At 71.9% G+C, this 26685-nt stretch carries 21 protein-coding genes and 1 tRNA gene; 15 read left to right on the top strand and 7 right to left on the bottom strand.

Translation table 11 applies throughout. The features are described from left to right. The first annotated feature begins 1 nt into the window (after position 1). The 7 genes from ACSU6Z_RS10050 to ACSU6Z_RS10080 all read left to right on the top strand — a co-directional run bounded on the left by ACSU6Z_RS10050 (position 2) and on the right by ACSU6Z_RS10080 (position 8812). Positions 2-1162: an acyl-CoA dehydrogenase family protein gene (locus tag ACSU6Z_RS10050; protein ID WP_437044620.1), complete on the top strand. Its 1161-nt coding sequence runs from the start codon at positions 2-4 to the stop codon at positions 1160-1162. 432 nt (positions 1163-1594) lie between these two features. Then, complete coding sequence (locus ACSU6Z_RS10055; RefSeq protein ID WP_437044621.1) at positions 1595-2638, top strand: ABC transporter substrate-binding protein; 1044 nt, start codon at positions 1595-1597, stop codon at positions 2636-2638. Positions 2639-2685: 47 nt separating this feature from the next. Continuing rightward, positions 2686-3558, top strand: a complete 873-nt coding sequence (locus tag ACSU6Z_RS10060) for a siderophore-interacting protein (protein ID WP_437044622.1) — start codon at positions 2686-2688, stop codon at positions 3556-3558. A 215-nt stretch (positions 3559-3773) separates the two neighbouring features. After that, on the top strand, positions 3774-5216 hold the full coding sequence (gene desA, locus ACSU6Z_RS10065) for a lysine decarboxylase DesA (RefSeq protein ID WP_437044623.1): 1443 nt from the start codon (positions 3774-3776) through the stop codon (positions 5214-5216). Next, positions 5200-6477 (top strand): lysine N(6)-hydroxylase/L-ornithine N(5)-oxygenase family protein, encoded by a 1278-nt coding sequence (locus ACSU6Z_RS10070; RefSeq protein ID WP_437044624.1) that lies wholly within the window; start codon positions 5200-5202, stop codon positions 6475-6477. The genes desA and ACSU6Z_RS10070 overlap by 17 nt, the downstream gene beginning before the upstream one ends. Beyond that, complete coding sequence (locus ACSU6Z_RS10075; RefSeq protein ID WP_437044625.1) at positions 6474-7046, top strand: GNAT family N-acetyltransferase; 573 nt, start codon at positions 6474-6476, stop codon at positions 7044-7046. The genes ACSU6Z_RS10070 and ACSU6Z_RS10075 overlap by 4 nt, the downstream gene beginning before the upstream one ends. After that, a complete protein-coding gene (locus ACSU6Z_RS10080; protein WP_437044626.1) occupies positions 7043-8812 on the top strand; it encodes an IucA/IucC family protein in 1770 nt (589 codons plus the stop codon). Before ACSU6Z_RS10075 ends, ACSU6Z_RS10080 begins: the two co-directional genes overlap by 4 nt. 120 nt (positions 8813-8932) lie before the next feature. Here the strand turns inward: ACSU6Z_RS10080 and ACSU6Z_RS10085 are convergent, their stop codons facing one another. Further along, positions 8933-10504, bottom strand: a complete 1572-nt coding sequence (locus ACSU6Z_RS10085) for a beta-N-acetylhexosaminidase (protein ID WP_437044627.1) — start codon at positions 10502-10504, stop codon at positions 8933-8935. A 397-nt stretch (positions 10505-10901) separates the two neighbouring features. Here ACSU6Z_RS10085 and ACSU6Z_RS10090 point away from each other — a divergent pair, with 397 nt between their 5' ends. Both ACSU6Z_RS10090 and glmS read left to right on the top strand, forming a co-directional pair. Further along, positions 10902-11159, top strand: coding sequence for a hypothetical protein (locus ACSU6Z_RS10090; RefSeq protein WP_055417062.1), 258 nt, complete (start codon positions 10902-10904; stop codon positions 11157-11159). Positions 11160-11173: 14 nt separating this feature from the next. Further along, the gene (gene glmS / locus ACSU6Z_RS10095) at positions 11174-12991 is read left to right on the top strand and encodes a glutamine--fructose-6-phosphate transaminase (isomerizing) (protein WP_437044628.1); all 1818 of its coding nucleotides are present in this window, start codon (positions 11174-11176) and stop codon (positions 12989-12991) included. A 111-nt stretch (positions 12992-13102) separates the two neighbouring features. Here the strand turns inward: glmS and ACSU6Z_RS10100 are convergent, their stop codons facing one another. Continuing rightward, the gene (locus ACSU6Z_RS10100) at positions 13103-13630 is read right to left on the bottom strand and encodes a universal stress protein (RefSeq protein WP_437019351.1); all 528 of its coding nucleotides are present in this window, start codon (positions 13628-13630) and stop codon (positions 13103-13105) included. A 324-nt stretch (positions 13631-13954) separates the two neighbouring features. Between ACSU6Z_RS10100 and ACSU6Z_RS10105 the strand changes: the two genes are divergently transcribed. From ACSU6Z_RS10105 to ACSU6Z_RS10120, 4 genes are all read left to right on the top strand, one after another. Beyond that, positions 13955-14284, top strand: coding sequence for a hypothetical protein (locus ACSU6Z_RS10105; protein WP_437044629.1), 330 nt, complete (start codon positions 13955-13957; stop codon positions 14282-14284). Between the two features lie 377 nt (positions 14285-14661). Next, positions 14662-15933 (top strand): helix-turn-helix domain-containing protein, encoded by a 1272-nt coding sequence (locus ACSU6Z_RS10110; RefSeq protein ID WP_437044630.1) that lies wholly within the window; start codon positions 14662-14664, stop codon positions 15931-15933. A gap of 160 nt (positions 15934-16093) precedes the next feature. Next, a complete protein-coding gene (gene orn / locus ACSU6Z_RS10115) occupies positions 16094-16696 on the top strand; it encodes an oligoribonuclease (protein ID WP_437044631.1) in 603 nt (200 codons plus the stop codon). Positions 16697-16809: 113 nt separating this feature from the next. Further along, positions 16810-16882, top strand: a tRNA-His gene (locus ACSU6Z_RS10120). Positions 16883-16972: 90 nt separating this feature from the next. On the opposite strand, the gene ACSU6Z_RS10125 is transcribed toward ACSU6Z_RS10120, so the two are convergent. The 5 genes from ACSU6Z_RS10125 to ACSU6Z_RS10145 all read right to left on the bottom strand — a co-directional run bounded on the left by ACSU6Z_RS10125 (position 16973) and on the right by ACSU6Z_RS10145 (position 23306). Then, the gene (locus ACSU6Z_RS10125; RefSeq protein WP_437044632.1) at positions 16973-18028 is read right to left on the bottom strand and encodes a LacI family DNA-binding transcriptional regulator; all 1056 of its coding nucleotides are present in this window, start codon (positions 18026-18028) and stop codon (positions 16973-16975) included. Between the two features lie 176 nt (positions 18029-18204). Then, a complete protein-coding gene (locus tag ACSU6Z_RS10130) occupies positions 18205-19659 on the bottom strand; it encodes a GH1 family beta-glucosidase (protein WP_437044633.1) in 1455 nt (484 codons plus the stop codon). 200 nt (positions 19660-19859) lie between these two features. Then, on the bottom strand, positions 19860-20783 hold the full coding sequence (locus ACSU6Z_RS10135; RefSeq protein WP_437044634.1) for a carbohydrate ABC transporter permease: 924 nt from the start codon (positions 20781-20783) through the stop codon (positions 19860-19862). A 14-nt stretch (positions 20784-20797) separates the two neighbouring features. Then, on the bottom strand, positions 20798-21790 hold the full coding sequence (locus ACSU6Z_RS10140; protein WP_437044635.1) for a carbohydrate ABC transporter permease: 993 nt from the start codon (positions 21788-21790) through the stop codon (positions 20798-20800). 193 nt (positions 21791-21983) lie between these two features. Then, positions 21984-23306: an ABC transporter substrate-binding protein gene (locus tag ACSU6Z_RS10145; RefSeq protein ID WP_437044636.1), complete on the bottom strand. Its 1323-nt coding sequence runs from the start codon at positions 23304-23306 to the stop codon at positions 21984-21986. Positions 23307-23802: 496 nt separating this feature from the next. On the opposite strand from ACSU6Z_RS10145, the gene ACSU6Z_RS10150 reads away from it, so the two are divergent. After that, the gene (locus ACSU6Z_RS10150) at positions 23803-24846 is read left to right on the top strand and encodes a LacI family DNA-binding transcriptional regulator (protein WP_437044637.1); all 1044 of its coding nucleotides are present in this window, start codon (positions 23803-23805) and stop codon (positions 24844-24846) included. Between the two features lie 392 nt (positions 24847-25238). Further along, the gene (locus ACSU6Z_RS10155) at positions 25239-26663 is read left to right on the top strand and encodes a GH1 family beta-glucosidase (RefSeq protein WP_437044638.1); all 1425 of its coding nucleotides are present in this window, start codon (positions 25239-25241) and stop codon (positions 26661-26663) included. Positions 26664-26685: the final 22 nt, after the last annotated feature.

Raw genomic sequence — 26685 nt, forward strand, 5'->3', positions numbered from 1 at the left:
GATGGACCACAGGCTCTCCCCCGAACTGGAGGAACTCCGCCGCACGGTGGAGGAGTTCGCGCACGAGGTCGTGGCGCCGAAGATCGGCGACTTCTACGAGCGGCACGCGTTCCCGTACGAGATCGTGCGGGAGATGGGCCGCATGGGCCTGTTCGGGCTGCCGTTCCCGGAGGAGTACGGCGGCATGGGCGGCGACTACCTCGCCCTCGGCATCGCGCTGGAGGAGCTGGCCCGGGTCGACTCGTCGGTGGCCATCACCCTGGAGGCGGGCGTCTCGCTGGGCGCCATGCCGATCCACCTGTTCGGCACCGAGGAGCAGAAGCGGACCTGGCTGCCCCGGCTGTGCTCCGGGGAGATGCTCGGCGCGTTCGGCCTGACCGAGCCGGACGGCGGTTCGGACGCGGGCGCGACCCGGACCACGGCCCGGCTGGACGAGGCGACGGGCGAGTGGGTGATCAACGGCACCAAGTGCTTCATCACCAACTCCGGCACGGACATCACGGGCCTGGTGACGGTCACGGCGGTCACCGGCCGCAAGCCCGACGGCGGACCGCGCATCTCGGCGATCATCGTCCCGTCGGGGACACCGGGGTTCACGGTGGCGCCGCCGTACTCGAAGGTCGGCTGGAACGCCTCCGACACCCGCGAACTGTCCTTCGACGACGTCCGGGTCCCCGCCTCGAACCTGCTCGGCGAGGAGGGCCGTGGCTACGCCCAGTTCCTGCGCATCCTCGACGAGGGCCGGGTCGCCATCGCCGCGCTGGCCACGGGCCTGGCGCAGGGCTGCGTGGACGAGTCGGTCGCCTACGCGAGGGAACGCCACGCCTTCGGCCGGCCGATCGGAGCCAACCAGGCGATCCAGTTCAAGATCGCCGACATGGAGGTGAAGGCGCACACGGCCCGGCTGGCCTGGCGCGACGCCGCCTCCCGGCTGGTGGCGGGCGAGCCGTTCAAGAAGGAGGCGGCGCTCGCCAAGCTCTACTCCTCCACGGTCGCCGTGGACAACGCCCGCGACGCCACCCAGATCCACGGGGGCTACGGATTCATGAACGAGTACCCGGTCGCCCGCATGTGGCGCGACGCGAAGATCCTGGAGATCGGCGAGGGCACGAGCGAGGTGCAGCGCATGCTGATCGCGCGGGAACTGGGCCTCGCCGGCTGATCCTCCCCGGCGGCCGGACGCGCCGGTGCCCGTCCCCGCGGCGATCACCGGCGCACCGGTGACGGCTCGTGAGCCGCCTCGGGCCGGGCGGCGCGAGCGCGCGGAGAGCGCTCGGGGCGGCCGGGGCGGGACCGCGTACGAGGCGCTCCCCTTGCCCTGCGTCCCGCCGGGCAGGAGCGGGCGCGTCCCGCGGGCCACCCGGCCGGCGGGCTCCGCGGAGCAGCCGGACCCCGGCGTGGGGCGGGGTCCACCACGCCGGGCCGGTGCCATGGGCCGGTCCCGGAGGGGTACGCACGCTCCGGGACCGGCCCCTCGCCGTCCCCCGGGCACCCTTGGCCCCGAGGCGAGGTTAGGCTAGCCTAAGCGCGGTTCCGGCCCCTGCCGCCGGCACGCGCCTTTGCAGCCTCGTACGGACGAAAGCAGACCCCACCCATGTCGAACGGCACCTCCGCCAACCTCACTCGTCGCGGCCTGCTCGCCACCGGCGGCGCGCTCGGCCTTGGCGTCGCGCTGACCGCATGCGGCGGCGGTTCGGAGGACGGCGGCCCGGACGCGTCGGCGTCCGCCAAGGCGTCCGGTCCCTGGACCTTCCGGGACGACCGCGGCACCACCGTGAAGCTGGACGAGGTCCCCACGAGGATCGTCGCCTTCACCGGTGTCGCCGCCGCCCTGTACGACTACGGCATCGAGGTCGAAGGCGTCTTCGGCCCGACCAGGACCAAGGACGGCAAGGCGGACGTCCAGGCCGGCGACATGGACGTCAGCAAGCTGACCGTCTTCGGCAACAAGTACGACCAGTTCAACGTCGAGCAGTACGCGGCCTTCCAGCCCCAGGTGCTGATCAGCACGACCTTCGACGACGCGGGCACGCTCTGGTACGTCCCGGAGACCTCCAAGGACAAGATCGCCAAGCTCGCCCCGAGCGTCGCCGTCTCCGTCTACGACCGTCAGCTGACCCAGCCGCTGCAGCGCATGCTGGAGCTGGCGAAGTCGCTGGGCGCCGACGTGACCTCCAAGAAGATCACCGACGCCAAGAAGCGGTTCGAGGACGCCTCCGCCCGCCTGCGCGCCGCCGCCAAGGCCAGGCCGGACATCAAGGTCATGGCGGGGTCCGCCAGCCAGGACCTGTTCTACGTCTCGGGCACCAACCTCTCCGTCGACCTGGAGTACTTCAAGGCCCTCGGCGTGAACTTCGTCGAGCCGCCGGAGAGCGCCAAGAAGGCGACCGGCGGCTGGTTCGAGTCCCTGAGCTGGGAGAACGTCGACAAGTACGGCGCCGACATCATCATGATGGACGACCGTTCCTCCACCATCCAGCCCGCCGACATCACCGAGGGCACCTGGAAGGAACTGCCCGCCGTCAAGGCCGGCCAGGTCATCTCCCGCTCGCCCGAGCCGATCCTGTCGTACGACAAGTGCGTGCCGATGGTCGAGAACCTCGCGAAGGCCATCGAGAACGCGAAGAAGGTCAGCTGATCCCCCGCGCCTGATCCCCCGTCCGTCCTGACGCCTCAGGAGGCACCGTGACCACCGCCGTAGCCGCCGCGTTCCGCTTCTTCTCCCTCCAGGTCGTACGGACGAGGCGGCTCGGCCCGTCCCTGGTCCGCGTCACCTTCACCGGGCCCGACCTGCACGCCTTCCACTCCGACGGGCGCGACCAGTCGCTGTCGCTGTTCCTGCCGCACCCCGGCCAGAGCGAGCCGGCCGTGCCGGTCGAGCTGGGCGACGGCTGGTGGCAGGGCTGGCGCGAACTCCCGGACGACGTGCGGGCGGTGATGCGGTCGTACACGCTGCGGGCGCTGCGGCGGGACGCCGACGGGCACACGGCCGAGATCGACATCGACTTCGTGCTGCACGGCGTCGAGCCGGGCGCCGCCGTCGAGGCGGGCCCCGCCTCCCGCTGGGCCGCCCGCGCCGCCGCCGGCGACAAGGTGCTGCTGATCGGCCCCGCGATCGCCGACAACCGCGCCATCCGCTTCCGCCCGCCCGCCGACACCGACCTGGTGGTGATCTGGGGCGACGAGACCGCCGTACCGGCCGCCTGCGCGATCCTGGAGGCGCTGCCGGCCACGGCCCGCGCCCGGGTCTGGCTGGAGGTGCCGCACGCGGCGGACGTGCAGGACCTGGTGACCGCGGCGGACGCCGAGGTGACCTGGCTGGTGCGCGACGAGCACGACGCTCCCGCCGATGGTTCCCCGCTGGCCCTGGACGCCGTGCGGGCGGCCGAACTCCCGCCCGCCGAGCGGCCGTACGTCTGGATCGCGGGCGAGTCCGGCTGCGTGAAGCGGCTGCGCCGGCACTTCGTGGGCGAGCGCGGCGTCGACCGGCGCCGGGTGACCTTCGTCGGCTACTGGCGCCGGGGCCTGACCGAGGAGCAGCTGCGCGAGCAGGAGTGACCCCCCGCCCGGTTCGGGCACGACCGCCGTGCGCCCGGAAACGGCGTGCGGCGGCGACTGCCGCGCCCGGACGCCCCGGAGCCGTGCCCACGTGACAGCGGTCACCTCCGGGACGCGCTCCACCCGAGCTGATTAGGTTAGGCTAACCTAAGCAAAGATCACGGGCTCCGCCCTCTCCCATCCCTCTCGGACCGTCCCCACCGGAGGACCCCCGCATGCGTTCGCACCTGCTCAACGACACCACCGCGGAGCAGTACCGCCGCTCCGTCGCCCAAGGAGTCGAGCGGGTGGCCGCGAAACTCGCCACCACCGACCGTCCGTTCACCGGCGTCACCGTCGACGCCCTCGCCCCCCGCATCGACGCGATCGACCTGGACCGGCCGCTGCGCGACACCACCGCGGTCCTCGACGAACTGGAGGAGGTCTACCTCCGGGACGCGGTCTACTTCCACCACCCCCGCTACCTGGCCCACCTCAACTGCCCGGTCGTCATCCCGGCCGTGGTCGGCGAGGCGGTCCTGTCCGCCGTCAACTCCTCCCTGGACACCTGGGACCAGTCGGCCGGCGGCACCCTCATCGAGCGCAAGCTGATCGACTGGACCGCCGGCCGCGTCGGCCTGGGACCGGCCGCCGACGGCGTGTTCACCTCCGGCGGCTCCCAGTCCAACCTCCAGGCACTGCTGCTGGCCCGCGAGGAGGCCAAGAGCGAGGACCTCGGGAAGCTGCGCGTCTTCGCCTCCGAGGCCGGCCACTTCAGCGTGAAGAAGTCCGCGAAGCTGCTCGGCCTGGGCCAGGACGCGGTGATCACCGTCCCCGTCGACCACGACAAGCGGATGCAGACCGTCGCCCTCGCCCGCGAGCTGGAGCGCTGCGTGCGGGACGGCCTCGTCCCCATGGCCGTCGTCGCCACCGCCGGCACCACCGACTTCGGCTCCATCGACCCGCTGCCGGAGATCGCCGGGCTGTGCGCCCAGTACGGCGTGTGGATGCACGTCGACGCCGCCTACGGGTGCGGGCTGCTGACCTCGCTGAAGTACCGGGACCGCCTGAACGGCATCGAGCGCGCCGACTCGGTCACCGTCGACTACCACAAGTCGTTCTTCCAGCCGGTGAGTTCCTCCGCCGTGCTGGTCCGCGACGCCGCCACCCTGCGCCACGCCACCTACCACGCCGACTACCTCAACCCGCGCCGCATGGTGCAGGAACGCATCCCCAACCAGGTGGACAAGTCCCTGCAGACCACCCGCCGCTTCGACGCGCTCAAGCTGTGGATGACGCTGCGCGTGATGGGCGCCGACGGCATCGGGGAGCTCTTCGACGAGGTCTGCGACCTGGCCGCGGAGGGCTGGCGGCTGCTCGCCGCCGACCCGCGCTTCGACGTCGTCGTGGAACCGTCGCTGTCCACCCTGGTCTTCCGCTACGTCCCGGCGGCCGTCACCGACCCGGCCGAGATCGACCGCGCCAACCTCCACGCCCGCAAGGCCCTGTTCGCCTCCGGTGACGCCGTGGTCGCGGGCACCAAGGTGGCCGGCCGCCACTACCTGAAGTTCACCCTGCTCAATCCCGAGACGAAGGCGTCCGACATCGCCGCCGTCCTCGACCTGATCGCCGGCCACGCCGAGCAGTACCTGGGAGAGTCCCTTGACCGCGCGTCCTGAAGCCCCGGAAACCACCTACGACTTCGTGGGGGTCGGACTGGGCCCCTTCAACCTCGGTCTGGCCTGCCTGACCGAGCCCATCGCCGAACTGAACGGCGTCTTCCTGGAGTCCAAGCCGGACTTCGAGTGGCACGCCGGGATGTTCCTGGACGGTGCCCACCTCCAGACCCCGTTCATGTCGGACCTGGTCACCCTCGCCGACCCGACCTCCCCCTACTCCTTCCTCAACTACCTGAAGGAGAAGGGCCGGCTGTACTCGTTCTACATCCGCGAGAACTTCTACCCCCTGCGGGTCGAGTACGACGACTACTGCCGCTGGGCCGCGTCCAAGCTGAGCAGCGTCCGCTTCTCCACGACGGTCACCGAGGTGACGTACGAGGACGAGCTGTACGTCGTGCGGACCACGGCCGGCGACACCTACCGCGCCCGCCGGCTCGTCCTGGGCACCGGCACCCCGCCGTACGTCCCCGAGGCCTGCCGCGGCCTGGCCGGCGACTTCATCCACAACTCCCGCTACGTGCAGAACCGGGCGGAGCTGACGAAGAAGAAGTCGATCACTCTGGTCGGCAGCGGCCAGTCCGCCGCCGAGATCTACTACGACCTGCTCGCCGAGATCGACGTCCACGGCTACCAGCTGAACTGGGTGACGCGCTCCCCGCGCTTCTTCCCGCTGGAGTACACCAAGCTCACGCTGGAGATGACCTCCCCGGAGTACATCGACTACTACCGGGCGCTTCCGGAAGCCACCCGCTACCGGCTCACCACCGAGCAGAAGGGCCTGTTCAAGGGCATCGACGGCGACCTGATCAACGAGATCTTCGACCTGCTCTACCAGAAGAACCTCAGCGGCCCGGTCCCCACCCGCCTGCTCACCAACTCCGCCCTCACCGACGCCCGCTACCAGGACGGCACCTACACGCTGTCCTTCCGCCAGGAGGAGCAGGGCGAGGACTTCGAGCTGCGCTCGGACGGCCTGATCCTGGCCACCGGCTACAAGTACGTCGAGCCCGAGTTCCTCAAGCCGGTCCGCGACCGGCTGCGCTACGACTCGCAGGGCAACTTCGACGTCGCCCGCAACTACGCCATCGACGTCACCGGCCAGGGCGTCTTCCTGCAGAACGCCGGCGTCCACACGCACAGCATCACCTCGCCCGACCTGGGTATGGGCGCCTACCGCAACAGCTACATCATCCGTGAGCTGCTCGGCAGGGAGTACTACCCGGTCGAGAAGTCCATCGCGTTCCAGGAGTTCGGCGTATGAGCACCACCCCCGGCACCACCCCCGCCGCCACCGCCCCGGGCATCGGGTCCCTCACCCTGCGCCCCCTCGACCCGGCCGAGGACGCCGAGCTGCTCCACCGCTGGGTCACCCACCCCAAGGCCGCGTTCTGGATGATGCAGGACGCGACGCGGCAGGACGTCGAGCGCGCGTACCGGGAGATCGCCGCCGACGAGCACCACCACGCCTACCTCGGCCTGCACGACGGCGAGCCCGCGTTCCTGATGGAGAAGTACGACCCGGCCCAGCGCGAGCTGGTCGGCCTGTACGAGCCGCGGCCCGGCGACGTCGGCATGCACTTCCTGGTCGCGCCGACGGACCGGCCCATCCACGGCTTCACCAAGGCCGTGATCACCGCCGTGATGGCCCACCTCTTCGAGGACCCGGCCACCGCCCGCGTGGTCGTCGAGCCGGACGTGGCCAACACGGCGGTGCACGCCCTGAACGCGGCCGTCGGCTTCGTGCCCGAGCGCGAGATACGGAAGCCGGAGAAGATGGCCCTGCTGAGCTTCTGCACCCGCGAGCAGTTCGAGAAGGCGGTGTCCGCATGAGCCTCGCCGACGCCGTCGCCCACCTGACCCCCGAGCACTGGGAGCGGGCCAACCGCCTGCTGATCCGCAAGGCGCTCGCCGAGTTCGCCCACGAGCGGCTGATCACCCCCGAGCGGGACGGGGAGGCGTACGCCGTCCGCAGCGACGACGGCCTCACCCGCTACCGCTTCACCGCCGCGCGCCGCGCCCTGGACCACTGGCAGGTCGACGCCGACTCGATCACCCGCCACCGCGACGGGACCGAACTCCCGCTCGCCGCGCTGGACTTCTTCATCGAGCTGAAGGACTCCCTCGGCCTGAGCGACGAGATCCTGCCGGTGTACCTGGAGGAGATCTCCTCCACCCTCTCCGGCACCTGCTACAAGCTCGCCAAGCCGCAGGTGACCTCCGCCGAGCTGGCACGGGCCGGCTTCCAGGCCATCGAGACCGGCATGACCGAGGGCCACCCCTGCTTCGTCGCCAACAACGGGCGGCTGGGCTTCGGCATCCACGAGTACCTGTCGTACGCCCCCGAGACCGCGAGCCCGGTCCGGCTGGTGTGGCTGGCCGCGCACCGCTCCCGGGCGGCGTTCACGGCCGGGGCGGGCATCGAGTACGAGTCCTTCGTCCGCCAGGAGCTGGGCGAGGGGACCGTCGACCGCTTCCACGGCGTGCTGCGCGACCAGGGCCTGGACCCGGCCGACTACCTCCTCGTCCCGGTCCACCCCTGGCAGTGGTGGAACAAGCTCTCCGTCACCTTCGCCGCCGAGGTCGCCCGCAAGCTCCTCGTCTGCCTCGGCGAGGGCGACGACGAGTACCTCGCCCAGCAGTCCATCCGGACCTTCTTCAACACCACCCACCCCGAGAAGCACTACGTGAAGACGGCGCTGTCCGTCATCAACATGGGCTTCATGCGCGGGCTGTCGGCCGCCTACATGGAGGCGACCCCGGCCATCAACGACTGGCTCGCCCAGCTCGTCGAGAGCGACCCGGTGCTGAGGTCGACGGGCCTGTCGATCATCCGGGAGCGGGCGGCCGTCGGCTACCGGCACCTGGAGTACGAGCGGGCCACCGACCGGTACTCGCCGTACCGCAAGATGCTCGCCGCGCTGTGGCGGGAGAGCCCGGTGCCCTCCCTGCGCGAGGGCGAGTCGCTCGCCACCATGGCCTCCCTCCTCCACGTCGACCACGAGGGGGCGTCCTTCGCGGGCGCGCTGATCGAGCGGTCCGGGCTGGCGCCGAAGGAGTGGCTGCGCCGCTACCTGCGGGCGTACTACACCCCGCTGCTGCACAGCTTCTACGCCTACGACCTGGTGTACATGCCGCACGGCGAGAACGTCATCCTGGTCCTGGAGGACGGCGCCGTGCGGCGGGCGATCTACAAGGACATCGCCGAGGAGATCGTGGTCATGGACCCCGACGCGGTGCTGCCGCCGGAGGTCTCCCGCATCCGCGCCGAGGTCCCGGACGACATGAAGCTGCTGTCGATCTTCACGGACGTCTTCGACTGCTTCTTCCGCTTCCTCGCCGCGAACCTCGCCACCGAGGGGGTCATGACGGAGGACGACTTCTGGGACACGGTCGCGGAGGTGACCCGCGCGTACCAGGAGTCGGTGCCGGAGCTGGCCGACAAGTTCGCCCGGTACGACATGTTCGCCCCCGAGTTCGCGCTGTCCTGCCTCAACCGGCTCCAGCTGCGCGACAACAAGCAGATGGTGGACCTCGCCGACCCCTCCGGCGCCCTCCAGCTGGTGGGGAACCTGAGGAACCCCCTCGCCGGCCGGTAGTCCGGCGAGGGGGGACGGGCACCCCGCGGTACGGTCCCGCGGGGTGCCCGTCGGGCGTCCAGGGTCTTTCGTTTGGATCAGGTCGGATCAGGGAGCGGGGCATGATCCGAACGAGAGGCCCTAGCCCCGAGTCGGCCAGGGCACCTGGGGCGAGCGGTAGTAGCCGATGCCCAGCGCCTCCCACCGCGGCCCCTGCGCCGCGAGCCGCTCCCTGTAGGCGTCCCAGTCGTGCGTGGACGCCGGCGACCAGCCCAGCTCGGCGATGCCCGGCAGCCGGGGGAAGGCCATGTAGTCGATGTGGGCGGGAGTTTCGACGGTCTCCGACCACAGCGGCGCCTCGACGCCCCGGACGGCGGAGGCGGGTACGCCCGGCAGGTAGGCGCCCGGGTCCCAGTCGTAGGACCGCCGCACCTCGACGTACCCCGCCCAGGACAGGCCGAGGGGGGTGTCCTTGGTGTACTTGATGTCCAGGTAGGCCCGGTCGGCCGGGGACAGGATCAGTCCCGTGCCGTTCCGCGCGGCCTTCGCCACCTGCGCCTTCTCCGCCTCGCCGGTGCGGTCCAGGCCCCAGTACTGCACGAGCGCCCCCTCGGCCGGGACGGCGCTCGTGAGCTGGTGCCAGCCGATGACGGTCTTGCCGTACTCGGCGACGACCGGCTGGACCCTTTCCATGAAGGCCACGTAGTCGGCGTGGCTGGTGGAGTGCGCCTCGTCGCCGCCGATGTGGAGGTAACGGCCCGGGGTGAGGGCGGCGACCTCGCGGACGACGTCGTCGACGAAGTCGTACGTGATGTCCTTGCCGACGCACAGCGAACTGAAGCCGACCTCGGTGCCGGTGTAGAGCGGGGGTGCCACGCCGTCGCAGTTCAGCTCGGCGTAGGAGGCGAGGGCCGCGTTGGTGTGGCCCGGCATGTCGATCTCGGGGACGACCTCCAGGTGCCGGGAGGCCGCGTACCGCACGATCTCCTTGTACTGGTCCTTGGTGTAGTACCCGCCCGGTCCGCCGCCGACCTCGGTGGAGCCGCCGTGGGCGGCCAGGCGCGGCCAGGAGTCGACGGCGATGCGCCAGCCCTGGTCGTCGCTGAGGTGCAGATGCAGCTTGTTGAGCTTGTAGAGGGCGATCTGGTCGATGTACCGCTTGACCTCGTCGACGGTGAAGAAGTGCCGGGCGACGTCCAGCATGGCACCGCGCCAGGCGTAGCGCGGGGTGTCCTCGACGGTGCCGCCGGCCACCGTCCAGGGGCCGGGCTGGACGGAGTCCTTCTCGACGGCGGCCGGAAGGAGCTGGCGCAGCGTCTGGACGCCGTGGAACAGGCCCGCCGGTTCGCGGGCGGTGATGGTGAGGCCCGAGGGGCGGCTGTCGAGGCGGTAGCCCTCGGCACCGTAGGGGCCGTCGGCCAGGCGCAGCCGGATGCCCCCCTCGCCGCGGGAGGTGACGGGCAGCCGGTAGCCGGTCGAGGGCCGCAGCAGGCGGGCGAGGTACTCGCCGACCCGGCGGGCCTCGCGCGGGCCGTCGACGCGGATGTGGGTGCCGCGCGTGATGCGGTACGGGGATCCGCCCGGTTCGACCGAGGCGGGGGCCGGGATCACCCGGTCCAGGGGGACGGGGGCCGCGGCGTCCGGCGCGGGGGCGGCGGCGGTGGTGAGGGCTCCGGCCGCCACCAGCAGCAGTGTGCCGAGCAGCCGGGTCATGCGGGGAGTCGTTCCGTGGTGCCGTGGGTGCCGTCTCACATGCGCTCCCTTCAGCTCAACTCCGGGGCTCCGCGAGGGAAGTCCCGATGGGTGTGGACCACTCTCCCGCAGATCCGTTGGAACGATCCCCCCGTGGCGGAAATCGTCCGGAAGGACGCCGTGCGGGTCCTCGGCGGCGACGCCGTGCGGTTGGCGCCCGGACGGGACGGAAGCGCCGGTCCGCCGCGCCGGTCCCGGGGCGACACCCCGGCGACCCCGGGGACACCGGGAACACTAGGCCGACAAAATCCCGCAAACCGCCCGCAAATTCCCCTTCTCGCAAGATCGACGGCCGCTCCCTGCCCGAATTCGGGCAGGATTCTTGCGAAACGGCCACCGCTCCCCCAGGATCTACCGGGTGCACGACGAACTCGTTGATCATCTGACGCGGTCCACGCCCCTGAGCCGGGGCGAGGCGCTGCGCGTGATCCAGGACGTGCTCGCCTACTTCGACGAGACGACCGAGGAGTACGTCCGTCGCCGCCACCGCGAGCTCCAGGCCCAGGGCCTGGTGAACGCGACGATCTTCGAGCGGATCGAGGCGGACCTGAAATACCGGGCGGTGGCACCGCCGGAGCTCTCGCTCCGCCAGCTGCGCCGCATCGTCTACGGCTGAGGAACTGCTTATCCATGTGCGGAATCGTCGGATACATCGGGAAGCGTGACGTCGCTCCCCTGCTGCTGGAGGGCCTCCAGCGACTGGAGTACCGGGGCTACGACTCGGCCGGCATCGCCGTCACCTCCCCCAAGGCGACCGGCCTGAAGATGGTCAAGGCCAAGGGCCGGGTCCGCGACCTGGAGGCCAAGGTCCCGGCGCGCTTCAAGGGCACCACCGGCATCGCCCACACCCGCTGGGCCACCCACGGCGCCCCCTCCGACGTCAACGCCCACCCGCACCTGGACGCCGAGGGCAAGGTCGCCGTCGTCCACAACGGCATCATCGACAACGCCGAGGACCTGCGCCGCAAGCTGGAGGCGGACGGCGTGGAGTTCCTCTCCGAGACCGACACCGAGGTCCTCGTCCACCTCATCGCCCGCTCGCAGGCGAAGAAGCTGGAGGACAAGGTCCGCGAGACCGTGCGCCTGATCGAGGGCACCTACGGCATCGCCGTGCTGCACGCCGACTTCCCGGACCGCATCGTCGTCGCCCGCAACGGCTCCCCGGTCGTCCTCGGCATCGGCGAGAAGGAGATGTTCGTCGCCTCCGACATCGCCGCCCTGGTCGCCCACACGCGCCAGATAGTCACCCTCGACGACGGCGAGATGGCCACCCTCAAGGCCGACGACTTCCGCACCTACACCACCGAGGGCACCCGCACCACCGCCGAGCCCACCACCGTGGAGTGGGAGGCCGCCTCCTACGACATGGGCGGCCACGACACCTACATGCACAAGGAGATCCACGAGCAGGCCGACGCCGTGGACCGCGTGCTGCGCGGCCGGATCGACGACCGCTTCTCCACCGTGCACCTGGGCGGCCTCAACCTGGACGCCCGCGAGGCGCGCCGCATCCGCCGCGTGAAGATCCTGGGCTGCGGCACCTCGTACCACGCGGGCATGATCGGCGCCCAGATGATCGAGGAGCTGGCCCGCATCCCCGCCGACGCCGAGCCGGCCTCGGAGTTCCGCTACCGCAACGCGGTCGTCGACCCCGACACCCTGTACCTCGCCGTCTCCCAGTCCGGTGAGACCTACGACGTGCTGGCGGCCGTACAGGAGCTCAAGCGCAAGGGCGCCCGGGTGCTGGGCGTGGTCAACGTGGTCGGCTCCGCGATCGCGCGGGAGGCCGACGGCGGCATCTACGTGCACGCCGGCCCCGAGGTGTGCGTGGTGTCGACCAAGTGCTTCACCAACACCTGCGTCGCCTTCGCCCTGCTCGCCCTGCACCTGGGCCGGGTGCGCGACCTGTCCGTGCGCGACGGCAAGCGGATCATCGAGGGCCTGCGCCGGCTGCCGCAGCAGATCTCCGAGATCATGCGCGGCGAGGACGAGATCAAGAAGCTGGCCGAGCAGTTCGCCGAGGCCCGCTCCATGCTCTTCGTCGGCCGCGTCCGCGGCTACCCGGTCGCCCGTGAGGCCTCCCTGAAGCTCAAGGAGGTCTCCTACATCCACGCCGAGGCGTACCCGGCCTCCGAGCTCAAGCACGGCCCGCTCGCGCTGATCGAGCCCGCGCTGCCGACGGTGGCGATCGTGCCGGACGACGACCTGCTGGAGAAGAACCGCGCGGCCATGGAGGAGATCAAGGCCCGCAGCGGCAGGATCCTCGCCGTCGCCCACCAGGACCAGCCGAAGGCCGACCACACCATCGTCGTGCCGAAGAACGAGGACGAGCTGGACCCGATCCTCATGGGCATCCCGCTCCAGCTCCTCGCCTACCACACGGCGCTGGCACTCGGCCGGGACATCGACAAGCCGCGCAACCTGGCCAAGTCGGTGACGGTGGAGTAACCCCCGCCTGCGGCCGGACGTGAACGACCCCCCGCGCGCCACCCGCGCGGGGGGTCTTCCGTTGAGGGCCGGGGCCTCCGCCGCGGGGACGCGCCGCGGACGCGCGCGGGGCTACGGGATGACGACGACGGGCCGCTGCGCCCGCTTGGCGAGCCGGCCGGCGACGGAGCCGAAGATGCGGCCCACGATGCCGTGCGTGGAGCCGACGACGATCGCGTCGGCCTCGTACTCCCGTCCCACCTCCTCGAGTTCGTGGCAGATGTCGCCGCCGCGCTCGACCAGGATCCACGGCACCTCGGCGAGGTAGTCCGCGCACGCCAGTTCCAGGCCCAGCACCTCGGTGCGGTGGTCCGGCACGTCGACGAAGACGGGGGGCTCGCAGCCCGCCCACACGGTGGTGGGCAGCCGGTTGGCCACGTGGACGATGATCAGGCCCGAACCCAGCCGCCGTGCCATGCCGATCGCGTAGGCGAGGGCGCGCTCGCTGGAGAGGGAGCCGTCGAAGCCGACGACCACGCCGTGCCTGAAGGCGGGATCGCACGCGTGGTGAAGCTCTTCCGCCGCCAGGGGGTCGGCCGCCGTCGGGTCGGCGACCGGCCGCTTGCGGTCCGCGGGTTCGAAGAATTCGTGACCGGCCATGGCTGTCTCGGCGTCGTGATCCTTTATGGGTGGGACATCAGTGTGCGGCGGAGCTGTGTCCGGGAATGGTCTTCCCAACCCCATACCCCCAAGGGTACGGCGGCACGCCTCCTTAGCCCAGAGCCCGCGCACTCTCCGTGGCGGTTCACCGGAGCATGCACGAGGGGGCGCCCGCAACGCAATGGTTGCTTCGCTGTACAGGCGGTTTGCGGGGAATTCCGTTACCCGTGGGGATGACGTCGCGGGGCCCGCGCCGGGACGGACAGTGACCGGCGGGCCGGACGGCCGTTGATCCACGCGAGCCACCGCCCCAGGGAGCCCCCCATGCCCGGACCGCACGACCCCACCGCGCCCCCCAGGACGCCTCACGGGCCGCGCCACGCGGACCCGCGGGGACGGGACGGCGTCACCGACCTGGTCCGCTGGGCCGCCTTCAGCTGCGTCCTCGTCCCCGTCGTGCTCCTGTGGTTCGGCGCCTCCCTCGCCGGCGCCGCCGGCACGGCCCTGGGCCTGGCCGCCGTCACCGGCGCCTGCCGCATGCTCCTGCGCCGCTCGGAGCGGTGCGCGGCCGGCCCGCCCGCCGGGACCGGCCGGACCGGACCGGGGGCGCGCAAGGGTGGTCGGCACAGCAGGAGGAGCACACCGGGCGGCTGACCGGTTTCCGCGCACGCCCCCGTTTCTTTTCAGCCAACTTCTGCAGGAGGTGCCCCTCTTGCCGGAACCGCCCTCCGCGCCCTGTTCCACCTGCACGGAAAGGGTCTCCGGGCCCCTGCGCACCCTACGGGGATTGGCCACCGCCACAAGGCGCACTTCCCTGCGGCGCCCACGAGTGCAACGCTTCGTGATCGAATGCTTCACGCCAAGTTGTCATGTCGACAATGTGCCGAGTACCGAACCGGCCACCCCGGCATGACGGGACGCAGTAGATTCGATCATGACTGTCTACGGCGGGGGACTCGTGCAGGACCGAGGGGAAACGTGCAGGAGCGACACAACCGAGGAGCCGCGACCACCGAGGGGGGCTTAGCAGGATGAGCCACGACTCCGCTGCCGCGCCGGACACCGCGGCCCGGAAGCTGTCCGGGCGACGCCGCAAGGAGATCGTCGCGGTGCTGCTGTTCAGCGGCGGCCCCATCTTCGAGAGTTCCATACCGCTGTCGGTGTTCGGGGTTGACCGCCAGGACGCCGGCGTGCCGCGCTACCGCCTGCTGGTGTGCGCCGGCGAGGAGGGCCCGCTGCGGACCACAGGGGGCCTGGAACTGACCGCACCGCACGGCCTGGAGGCGATCTCCCGGGCCGGCACCGTGGTGGTGCCCGCGTGGCGTTCGATCACCGCGCCGCCGCCCCAGGAGGCGCTCGACGCCCTGCGCCGGGCGCACGAGGAGGGCGCCCGCATCGTCGGGCTGTGCACCGGCGCCTTCGTACTGGCGGCGGCGGGCCTGCTGGACGGCCGCCCCGCGACCACGCACTGGATGTACGCGCCGACGCTGGCCAAGCGCTACCCGTCGGTGCACGTGGACCCGCGCGAGCTGTTCGTCGACGACGGGGACGTGCTGACCTCGGCGGGCACGGCGGCCGGCATCGACCTGTGCCTGCACATCGTGCGCACCGACCACGGCAGCGAGGCGGCCGGGGCGCTGGCCCGGCGCCTGGTCGTGCCGCCGCGCCGCAGCGGCGGCCAGGAGCGCTACCTCGACCGGTCTTTACCGGAGGAGATCGGCGCCGACCCGCTCGCCGAGGTCGTCGCCTGGGCGCTGGAGCACCTCCACGAGCAGTTCGACGTGGAGACGCTGGCGGCACGCGCGTACATGAGCCGCCGCACCTTCGACCGCCGGTTCCGCTCGCTGACCGGCAGCGCGCCGCTGCAGTGGCTGATCACGCAGCGCGTGCTGCAGGCGCAGCGGCTGCTGGAGACGTCGGACTACTCGGTGGACGAGGTCGCGGGCCGCTGCGGCTTCCGCTCGCCCGTGGCCCTGCGCGGCCACTTCCGCCGTCAGCTGGGCTCGTCCCCGGCCGCCTACCGGGCCGCCTACCGGGCCCGCCGGCCCCAGGGCGACAAGCAGGGCGGCGGCGAGGGCGGCACGGCCGGCGCCCCGGCGGCGTCCGGTCCGCCCCCCGCCGCGGTCCAGCAGCCCGGACCGCTCGCCGGGGACGGCCCGGTGCCGTATCAGTCCCGCCGCTCGGCGGTCGGCGCCGTCGGCTCCCCGTCGTCGCAGCCGCTGCAGGCGGCCTCGTCGGAGAACGGCCGTGAGGCGTACGTGGCCGGCCGGGCGAGCGTGCCGGGGCAGCGCAGCGCCACCTGACGCCCGGCGGACGCCGCGGAACGCCGGACGGGAGGGGGAACCCGCCCGTCCGGCGCCGCGGGCACCCGGGCGGCCCGAAAGCGGCGGCCCCCGCGGCAGCCGCTCGCCGGCGCCCCCTGCCGGGGACCACGCCGCGGCACGTCCGCCGTAGGGTGTTCGCATGAACGATCGCATGGTGTGGATCGACTGCGAGATGACCGGCCTCTCGCTGTCCGACGACGCGCTCATCGAGGTGGCCGCCCTCGTCACCGACTCCGAGCTGAACGTGCTCGGCGACGGCGTGGACATCGTCATCCGCCCGCCGGAGCGGGCACTGGAGACGATGCCGGAGGTGGTGCGTCAGATGCACACCGCGTCCGGGCTCCTCGCCGAGCTGGAGAACGGCACGACGCTGGCGGACGCCGAGGAGCAGGTCCTGGCGTACGTGAGGGAGTACGTCAAGGAGCCCGGCAAGGCGCCCCTGTGCGGCAACTCGGTCGGCACCGACCGCGGCTTCCTCCTGAGGGACATGCCGACCCTGGAGGACTACCTCCACTACCGGATCGTCGACGTGTCGTCGATCAAGGAGCTGGCCCGCCGCTGGTACCCGAAGGCGTACTTCAACAGTCCGCAGAAGAACGGCAACCACCGCGCGCTCGCCGACATCCGCGAGTCCATCGCCGAGCTGCGCTACTACCGCGAGGCCGTCTTCGTCCCGCAGCCCGGACCCGACTCCGACACCGCCAGGGCGATCGCGGCCCGGCACGTCCTGCCCGGCCGGTAGGCGGCGCGGAGGACCCGGGAAGGGGCGCCGCGAAAGCCGTGCGCGAGCACCCCTTCGGACCCTGTACACTTTTTCTCGGCCGGTCGGGGAAAACTTCCCGGGATCCGGTCATGGTGGGTGTAGCTCAGCTGGTAGAGCACCTGGTTGTGGTCCAGGATGCCGCGGGTTCGAGTCCCGTCACTCACCCTGGGAAGTCAGCCGGTGACCTTGTGAAGAGGTCACCGGCTGACTCCGTTTCAGGGCCCGTCGCGCCGGGGGCGGGCGCCCCCGGCGGTGTCACGAGGACCGGCGCACCACCAGTTCGGTCGGCAGGACCACCCGCTGCCGCCCCGGCTCCCGCGTCACCGCCGGGCGGCGGTCGGCGATCTCGGTGAGGAGGAGGCCGATCATCCGGCGGCCCATCTCGTCGATGGGCTGGCGCACGCTGGTCAGGGGCGGATCCATGTGGCGGGCGATCGCGGAGTCGTCGTAACCGACCAGGGCCACGTCGTCCGGGATGCGGCGGCCCGCCTCCCGCAGCACCTGGCGGGCGCCGGCCGCGGTCACGTCCGAGCCGGCGAAGACCGCGTCCAGGTCCGGGCAGCGCTCCAGCAGCGCCGCCATCGCGCGGCGGCCCCCCTCCTCCGTGAAGTCCCCCGGCTCGATCAGCCGCTCGTCCGCGGCGTGCCCCGCGTCCCCCAGGGCGGCCCGGTAGCCCTCGACGCGCCGCTGGGCGCCGTAGACGTCGAGGCGGCCGGTGATGTGGGCTATCCGGCGCCGCCCCCGGGCGAGCAGGTGCTCCACGGCCGAACGTGCGCCGCCGTAGTTGTCGGAGTCCACCGAGGGAAGGGACTCCGCGGCCGACCGCGGACCGCTGATCACCGCGGGGATCTCCAGCTGCGCCAGCAGGTCCGGCAGCGGATCGTCGGCGTGCACCGAGACCAGCAGGACGCCGTCCACCCGGTGCGCCGCCAGGTACTGGGCGAGCCGCTGCCGCTCCCGGTCGCTGCCCGCGAAGATCAGCAGCAGCTGCATCTCGGTGTCGGACAGCTCGGCCCCGACGCCGCGCAGCATGTCCGAGAAGTACGGCTCGGCGAAGAACCGGGTCTCCGGCTCCGGCACGACCAGCGCGATGGCGTCCGTGCGGTTGGCGGCCAGGGCCCGCGCGGCCGTGTTCGGGACGTAGCCGAGCTCCGCCACCGCCGCCTGGACGGCGGCCCGCGTCGCGTCGCTGACCCGGGGCGAGCCGTTGATCACGCGGGAGACGGTGCCGCGGCCGACGCCGGCGCGGGCAGCGACCTCCTCCAGGGTCGGCCGTCGGCCGCCCCGGCTCCGCCCACCGTTGACCGTCATGATCGCCGCCTCCCGTCCGCAGCCGTCAGGCCAGGAATGTAACAGCCTGGACCGTGCCGCACCCGGGGCCCGTCGCCCCTCGTCCGCCGGGACGCCCCCCGGCCGGGCCCGGAAAACCGGACAGGGGCGCGGCCGGTGTCACGGCGGCGCCCCTGGGCCGGGGTCGGGGGGTGGCGTCAGCCCTGTGCTCCGGCGGGCAGCGCGTTCCGCCGGATCACCTCGGCGTACCAGTGGGCGCTCGCCTTGGGGATGCGGCGCTGGGTGGAGTAGTCGACGTAGACGGCGCCGAAGCGCTTGGAGTAGCCGTAGGACCATTCGAAGTTGTCCAGCAGCGACCACAGGAAGTAGCCGCGCACGTCGGCTCCGTCGGCGATCGCCCGCCGGACGGCGTCCAGGTGGGCGTGGAGGTAGGCGATCCGCTGGGGGTCGTTGACCTGTCCCTCGGGGGAGACGTAGTCGTCGAAGGCGGCGCCGTTCTCGGTGACCATCAGCGGCAGCCCGGGGTGGGAGGCCGCCAGGCCGGTCAGCAGGGTGTGCAGGCCGTTCGCGTCGATGGCCCAGTTCATCGCCGTGAGGTTGTCGTTGGCGAGGTGGAAGGCGACGTGCTCGGAGCCGGTCCACGGCGAGTGGTCGCTCGCGCCGTGGCCGTCGTTCTTCGCCGCGCCGTGGCCGTCGGCGGGCAGGGAGACCACGGTCGGCGAGTAGTAGTTGACGCCGAGCACGTCGATGGGGCGGGAGATCTCGGCCAGGTCCCCGTCCCGCACCAGCCCTGCCCAGTCGACCAGGTGCGCGGTGTCGGCGAGCAGGTCCTCGGGGTAGGCGCCGTCCAGGATCGGCCCGGTGAAGATCCGGTTGCCGACCGCGTCGATGCGGCGGGCCGCCTCGGCGTCCTCGGGGCTGCCGGTGAGCGGGCGCACCTGGTGCAGGTTGAGGGTGATGGAGGTCTGCGCGGACGTCGGCAGCACCGCGCGCAGCGCCCCGATCGCCTGGCCGTGGGCCAGGTTGAGGTGGTGGGCGGCGCGCAGGGTGGCGGCCGGGTCCGTGCGGCCCGGGGCGTGCACGCCGGAGCCGTAGCCGAGGAACGCCGAGCACCAGGGCTCGTTGAGGGTGGTCCACACGCCGACGCGGTCCCCGAGGGCGCGGGCCACGATGCCGGCGTACTCGGCGAAGCGGTGCGCGGTGTCGCGGTGCGGCCAGCCGCCCGCGTCCTCCAGTTCCTGCGGCAGGTCCCAGTGGTAGAGGGTGGCGACGGGGGTGATGCCCGCCTGGAGGAGCTCGTCGGTGAGGCGGCGGTAGAAGTCCAGGCCGCGCTCGACGGCGGGGCCGCGGCCGGTGGGCTGGACCCGGGACCAGGAGACGGAGAACCGGTACGCCTTCAGGCCCAGGTCCTTCATCAGCGCCACGTCGTCGCGGTAGCGGTGGTAGTGGTCGGCGGCGATGTCGCCGGTGTCGCCGTTGCGGACCTTTCCGGGGGTGTGGCTGAAGGTGTCCCAGATGGAGGGGGTGCGGCCGTCCTCGGCGGCGGCGCCCTCCACCTGGTAGGCGGCGGTGGCGGCGCCCCAGACGAAGTCCGTCGGGAAGGAGAGGGCCGATGCCGGCCGGGCGGTGGCCTCGGGTCGCACGGTGGTCATGATGAGAACGCTCCCAAAGTGGCGTGAGGAAAGGCCGGACGGTGGGCCGGCCGTGGGGGGAAGGGAAGGCTGGCGGGTCCCGCGGACGCGCGCGGCCCGAGTCCGGTACGGCCCGTGTGCGGGGCGTGGCAGGGCGGGCCGTACCGGACGGCGGGCGGGGCGCGCAGAGCTGTCGGACCGGTGTCGGCGGCGGCCCGGCGTCAGCCCTTGACGGCGCCCGTCATGATGCCTCCGACGATCTGCTTGCCGAAGACCACGAAGACCAGCAGCAGCGGCAGGGTGCTGATCAGCGCGCCGGCCATGACGATGCTCTGGTCGGGGGTGTAGGAGGCGCTGAGCTGGCCGAGGGCCACCTGGATGGTGGGGTTCTGCTGGTTCAGGGCGAGGAAGGGCCAGAAGAAGTCGTTCCACGCCTGCACGAAGGTGAGCATGCCGAGCACCATCATCGCGGGCCGGGCCGCGGGCAGGACCACGTTCCACACGATGCGGAGGTTGCTCGCCCCGTCCACCTTGGCCGCCTCGATCAGCTCGTAGGGCAGGGCCTCCAGCAGGTACTGGCGCATGAAGAAGACGCCGAAGGCACCGACGAGGGTCGGGAAGATCACCGACTCCAGCTGTCCGCCCCACCCGATGTCCGACATCATCATGAACAGCGGGACGACGCTGAGCTGCGGGGGGATCGTCAGGGTGGCGATGACCGCGGTCATCAGCACGCCCCGGCCGCGGAAGCGCATCTTGGCGAAGGCGTAGCCGGCCAGGGTGCAGAAGAACAGCGTGGCCGCGGTGATGGAGCCGGCCACGATGACGCTGTTGGTGATGGCCTTGCCGAGGTTGGCCTGTTCCCAGGCCGCCTCGAGGTTGCCCAGCAGCCTGCCGCCCGGCAGGAGCGGCGGCGGGTTGTCGAGGACCCGCTGCTGGTCGTGCGAGGCGGCCACCAGCGTCCAGTACAGCGGGAAGACCGAGCCCAGGCCGACGACGGCCAGGACGAGGTAGGTGAACGGGCCGCCCTTGAGCTGTCCGCCCGCGCCGATCTTGAAACGGCTGCGGCCGGTGCCCTCGGAGGCGGGGAGCGGGGCCGGGCCGAGGTCCGGCGCGGCGGTCTTGGTGGGACTGGTCGTAGTCATCGTTGTCGCTCCCGTCAGACCGCGCTCTTGCGCATGAACCGGCCGACGATCCAGTTGATCAGTGCGATGAGCAGCAGCAGGACGAGCATGGCCCAGGCGACGGCCGCGGCCGGGCCCAGGTGCCCGAGCTTCCAGCCGTAGTTGAAGAGGTAGATGCTGAGGGTTTCGTACTGGTGCTCGCTGCCGCCGACGGAGCCGAGCGTGCCGCCCTGCAGCAGCAGCGGCTCCCCGAACAGCTGGAGCGAACCTATGGTCGAGATGACGATGGTGAACAGGATCGTCGGCCGCAGCGAGGGGATCGTCACCTTGAGGAACTGCTGCCAGCGGTTGGCCCCGTCGATCGAGGCCGCCTCGTACAGGTCCGTCGGCACGGCCTGCATGGCCGCCAGGTAGATCAGCGCGTTGTAGCCGGTCCAGCGCCAGATCACGATGACCGCGATGGCGATCTTGGACGTCCAGTGGCCGTTGCCCCAGTCGACGGCGTCGACGCCGAAGAGGCCCAGCACCCAGTTGACCAGGCCGCCGTCGGCCCGGAAGACCAGGGCGAAGACGAGGGCCGCGGTCGCCACCGAGGTGGCGTACGGGGTGAGGATCACCGTCCGCCAGAACGTGCTGGCCCGCAGCTTGTAGTTGAGCAGGTGGGCCAGTCCCAGCGCCATGAGCAGCTGCGGCACGGTCGAGATGACGCCGATGACGAAGGTGTTGCTGACGGACAGCCAGAACTCGGAGTCCTGGAGGATCTTGGCGAAGTTGTCCCAGCCGACCCACTCGGGCTGGTCCAGGCCCGCCATCTCCACCCGGTGCAGGGCGATCCACCCCGTGTAGAGGAGCGGGTAGAGCCCGAAGGCGCCGAAGACGAGGAAGAAGGGGGCGATGTACGCGTAGGGCGACACCATGTCGTCGAGGCGCCACAGCCGCGCGCGCCAGGAGCCGCGCTCCTTCGGCGCGGCGCCGAAGCCGCCGTGCGGTGTCTTGCGGGCGCCCCGTGCGGGGGTTGTCGTTGCCACGGAGGGAATCCTTCCCTGGGAGGTCTCGGCCGGGTGGGGGGCGGGGACGGGAGGCGGGTCCACGGGCCGGGCGCCCGTCCCGCCGTCCCCCGCGCGGACCGGCCGGCGTCCGACGGCCGGCCGGTGGTGCGGCCGGCCCCGCGCGCCCGGGCGCGGTGCGGGCGGGTGCGCGGGCCGCCCGCACCGGCGGGTGTCAGCCGATCACCTTGTCGATCTCTTCGGTCGCGGACTTCCAGGCGTCGTCGGGGTCGGTGCCCCGCTGCTCCATGTTGTTGATCTCCCGGGAGATCGTGTCCTTGATCGTGGCGTCCTTCGCGCCGAGGACGGCCTCGGGGATGGACTTGGCCTCCTCGGCGTAGATCTGGCCGACCGGGGCGCCGTTGAAGTACGGCAGCGTCCCGTTCTTCACGTCGGGCAGGTCGTAGGCCTTCTGGTTCGACGGGAAGATGCCCGCCGCCTTGAACACGGCGGCCTGCTGCTCGGGGGCGGTCAGCCACTTGACCAGTTCGATGGCCTCCTTCACGTGCTTGCCGTTCTTGGGCACGGCCAGGAAGGAGCCGCCCCAGTTGGCCGCGGTCGAGCCGGGCGAACGGGCGATGTCCCACTTGCCCTTGTACTCGTCACCGGAGTAGGTCGCGATCTGGGTGGCCATCCAGGCGGGGCAGACCACGGTGGCCACGCTGCCCTTGCGCAGCGCCGCTTTCCAGGGGTCCTGGAACTGGGCCAGTCCCTGGGTCAGCTTCTTCTCCGCGGCCTCGGCGGCCAGGTCCCAGCCCCGCTTGACGGAGGCGCTCTCCTTGTAGATCGCCTCGCCCTCGGCGTTGTAGTACTGCTCCGGGGAGGAGCTGACGACCGCGTTGAACATGGCGCTCGCGGAGTCCATGAAGTAGGTGCCGGACGGCGCCTTCTTCTGGTACTGCTCACCGAGCTTGATGTAGTCCTCCCAGCCGCCCTCGACCGCCTTGGCGACCTCTTCGCGCTCGGTCGGCAGGCCCGCCTTCTCGAAGAGGTCCCTGCGGTAGCACAGCGACATCGGGCCGATGTCGGTGCCTGCGCCGATGACCGCGCCGTCCTTGGTGGTGGCCTGCTTCGACTTCCAGGACACCCAGTCGGAGACGTCGAGGGAGTCCTTCAGGTCGACGTACTTGTCCGCCTGGGTGGTGACGATCTCGGTGATGCGGCCCACCTCGATGGCCGTCACGTCCCCGAGGCCGCTGCCCGAGTTCAGCTGCTGAAGGAGCTTCGGGTAGTAGTCCTGCTCGTTGGACGAGACCTCCTCCTTCACCGTGATGTTCGGGTGGAGCTCGTGGTACTTCTCGAACAGACCGGCTTCCTTGTAACCGAACTGCCCGTAGTCGGCCACCGTGAGCGTGATGTTGCCGCCCGAGTCGCCGGCGTCGTCGGAACCGCCGTCGTCGCTGCAGCCGGTGAGCAACAGGGCCGAGGCCGTCAGGACCGTCGTGGTCACGGCCGCCGCCTTGCGGCCACGACCGCCGCCGGTGCGGGTGATGCGCATTCCAGTACTCCTTGTTCCAGTGGCGAACGGGACCTCAGGAAGCAGACCTCCGAAGTCCGGCGGTCCGGACCTGCCCTCTCGGTTGGAGCAGCGGCCAGGCCCACAGCACGCGGGGTGCGGTGCGAAGGGTGCTGGTCAACGAGGTGTCACAGGGGGAGGAGGGAAGGGCCGTTGATGGTGCTCCCCACACGGGAGCAAACCCCCCGGACCAACCGTGGGACCGCTCCCACGCGGCATGCCGGAAGACTCCTTCCTGCCGGGCCGAGTGTCAAGACTTGAAAACGGCGTTGTTGCGCAAGCGTGTTCCGCACGTCACGGGAATGTGTCGCCCCGCAGCCTTGCGCCGGCCCGGCCCCGGTCCGCTCCGTGCACGGTTTCCGCAGGTCACCGTCGACGCGCTCCCCGCGGCAAGGCGCCGGCGCCTCCCCGCGGAGGCCACCGTCCGGTTTTCTGGGCGAGAATGGCGCGACCCCCGCCGAACACCGGAAGGTGAACGATGAGCCCTGCCGAACAGCCGCCCGCGGCCGCGGACGTCCGGCGTCCGACCCTGAACGCCGTGGCCGCCCGCGCCGGCGTCGGCCGCGGCACGGTCTCCCGGGTGATCAACGGCTCCCCCAAGGTGAGCGACCGCTCACGGGCGGCGGTGGAGCAGGCCATCGCCGATCTCGGCTACGTCCCCAACCGCGCCGCCCGTTCCCTCGTCACCCGCCGCACCGACTCGGTGGCCCTGGTCGTCCCCGAGGCCGAGACCCGGCTCTTCTCCGAGCCGTACTTCTCGGGGATCATCCGGGGCGTGTCCGCCCGCCTCTCCCGCGCCGGGATGCAGCTGCTGCTGGTCCTGGTGGACGAGGAGAAGGAGTACGCGCGGCTCGCCACGTACCTGTCCGCCCAGCGGGTGGACGGGGTGCTGATGATGGCGGTCCACAGCGACGACACGCTGCCGGACCGGCTGGAGGAGCTCTCCGTGCCGACCGTGCTGGCCGGCCGGCGCGGCCGCCGGGAGCCGCTGGGCCATGTGCGCGCGGACAACGGCGGCGGCGCCAGGAGCGCGGTCCAGCACCTGCTGGCGCGGGGCCGCCGGTCCATCGGCACCATCACCGGGCCCCTGGACATGGACGCGGCCCGGGCCCGCCTCGACGGTTACCGCGAGGCGCTGGAGGGCGCGGGCCTGGCCGTCGACGAGGATCTGGTCGCCCACGGCGACTTCACGGAGGAGGGCGGACGCGCGGCCATGCGGGAGCTGCTGCGCCGGCGCCCCGGCCTCGACGCCGTCTTCGCCGCCTCCGACGTGATGGCCTCGGGCGCCGTGCTGGAACTGCGCGCGTCCGGCCGGAAGGTGCCCGACGACGTGGCCGTCGTCGGTTTCGACGACTCGATCGTGGCCCGGCACACCGACCCTCCGCTGACCAGCGTCCGCCAGCCGCTGGAGGAGATGGGACGCACCATGGCCGACCTGCTGCTGGACGAGATCGCCCAGCGCGGCTCCGGCCACCGGGAAGTGATCCTGCCGACGCAGCTGGTGGTGCGGGAGTCGGCCTGAGCGGGGCGCTCGGCCGGGGCGCGCAGGGTCGGTGAGACGCTCGGCCGGAGCGCGGGGTCGGGCGAGACGCCCGGCCGGAGGGCGGGAACCCCGGCCGGAAGGCGGAACCCCGGCCGGAAGGCGGAACCCCGGCCGGAAGGCGGAACCCCGGCCGGAAGGCGGAACCCCGGCCGGAAGGCGGAACCCCGGCCGGAAGGCGGAACCCCGGCCGGAGGGCGGGCCCCTCGGCCCAAGGGCCGGGGACGCGTCGCGTCGCGGGGCCCGGCCGCCTTCGGGGGCGGGCGGGAGGCCGGGGCGGGGATCGGATCCGTGCTGCTCGCCGCCTCAGCCCCTCTTCCGCTATGGGAGCGCTCCCATGCATAATGAGGCCCCCGACTCACGGGAGCGACTCCATGTCTGACCTGATGGCCGCGCCTTTCCCTCCCACCTTCCTCTGGGGGGCCGCGACCTCCGCCTACCAGATCGAAGGGGCGGTGCGGGAGGACGGCCGTACGCCGTCGATCTGGGACATCTTCAGCCACACGCCGGGCAGGACGGCCGGCGGCGACACCGGTGACGTGGCGGTCGACCACTACCACCGCTACCGCGAGGACGTGGCGCTGATGGCGGGGCTGGGCCTGAACGCCTACCGCTTCTCCGTCTCCTGGCCCCGGGTCCAGCCCACCGGCCGCGGCCCCGCCGACCGGCGCGGCCTGGACTTCTACCGCCGCCTGGTGGACGAACTGCTCGCGCACGGCATCAAGCCCGCCCTCACCCTGTACCACTGGGACCTGCCGCAGGAGCTGGAGGACGCGGGCGGCTGGCCGGAGCGGGACACGGCGTACCGGTTCGCCGAGTACGCGCACATCGTCGGTGAGGCACTCGGCGACCGGGTGGAGCAGTGGATCACGCTCAACGAGCCGTGGTGCAGCGCCTTCCTCGGCTACTCCTCCGGTGTGCACGCCCCCGGCCGCACGGAACCGGCGGCCGCCCTGCGCGCGGCCCACCACCTCAACCTGGCGCACGGGCTGGGCGCGACGGCCCTGCGTTCGGCGATGCCCGCCCACAACTCGGTGGCGCTCAGCCTCAACTCCTCGGTCGTCCGCCCGCTGTCGCAGCGGCCCGCGGACCTGGCCGCGGCCCGGAAGATCGACGACCTGGCGAACGGCGTCTTCCACGGCCCGGTCCTGCACGGCGCGTACCCGCGGTCGCTGTTCGAGGCGACGGCCTCCCTGACGGACTGGTCCTACGTCCGGGACGGCGACCTGGCGGCGATCCACCAGCCGCTGGACGCGCTGGGCCTCAACTACTACACCCCGGCCCTGGTGTCGGCGGCGGACTCCGCCCCGGCCGGCCCGCGCGCCGACGGCCACGGGGGCGGCGACCACTCGCCGTGGCCGGCCGCGGACGACGTGGCGTTCCACCAGACGCCGGGCGAGCGCACCGAGATGGGCTGGACGATCGACCCGTCCGGTCTGCACGAGCTGATCATGCGCTACACCCGCGAGGCGCCGGGCCTGCCCCTGTACATCACCGAGAACGGGGCGGCCTACGACGACAAGCCCGGTCCCGACGGCCGCGTCCACGACCCGGAGCGCGTCGCCTACCTGCACGGCCACCTGTCGGCGGTCCGCCGCGCCCTCGCCGACGGCGCCGACGTCCGCGGCTACTACCTGTGGTCCCTGATGGACAACTTCGAGTGGGCGTACGGCTACGCCAAGCGCTTCGGCGCGGTCTACGTCGACTACGCCACCTTGGAGCGGACCCCGAAGACCAGTGCCCTGTGGTACGGGCAGGCGGCCCGGACGGGGACGCTGCCCAAGGCCGGGGACCTGTAGGCGGCCACGAGGAGCGGGCGGG

This window comes from Streptomyces sp. enrichment culture, assembly GCF_964273145.1.
Classification (GTDB): Bacteria; Actinomycetota; Actinomycetes; order Streptomycetales; family Streptomycetaceae; genus Streptomyces.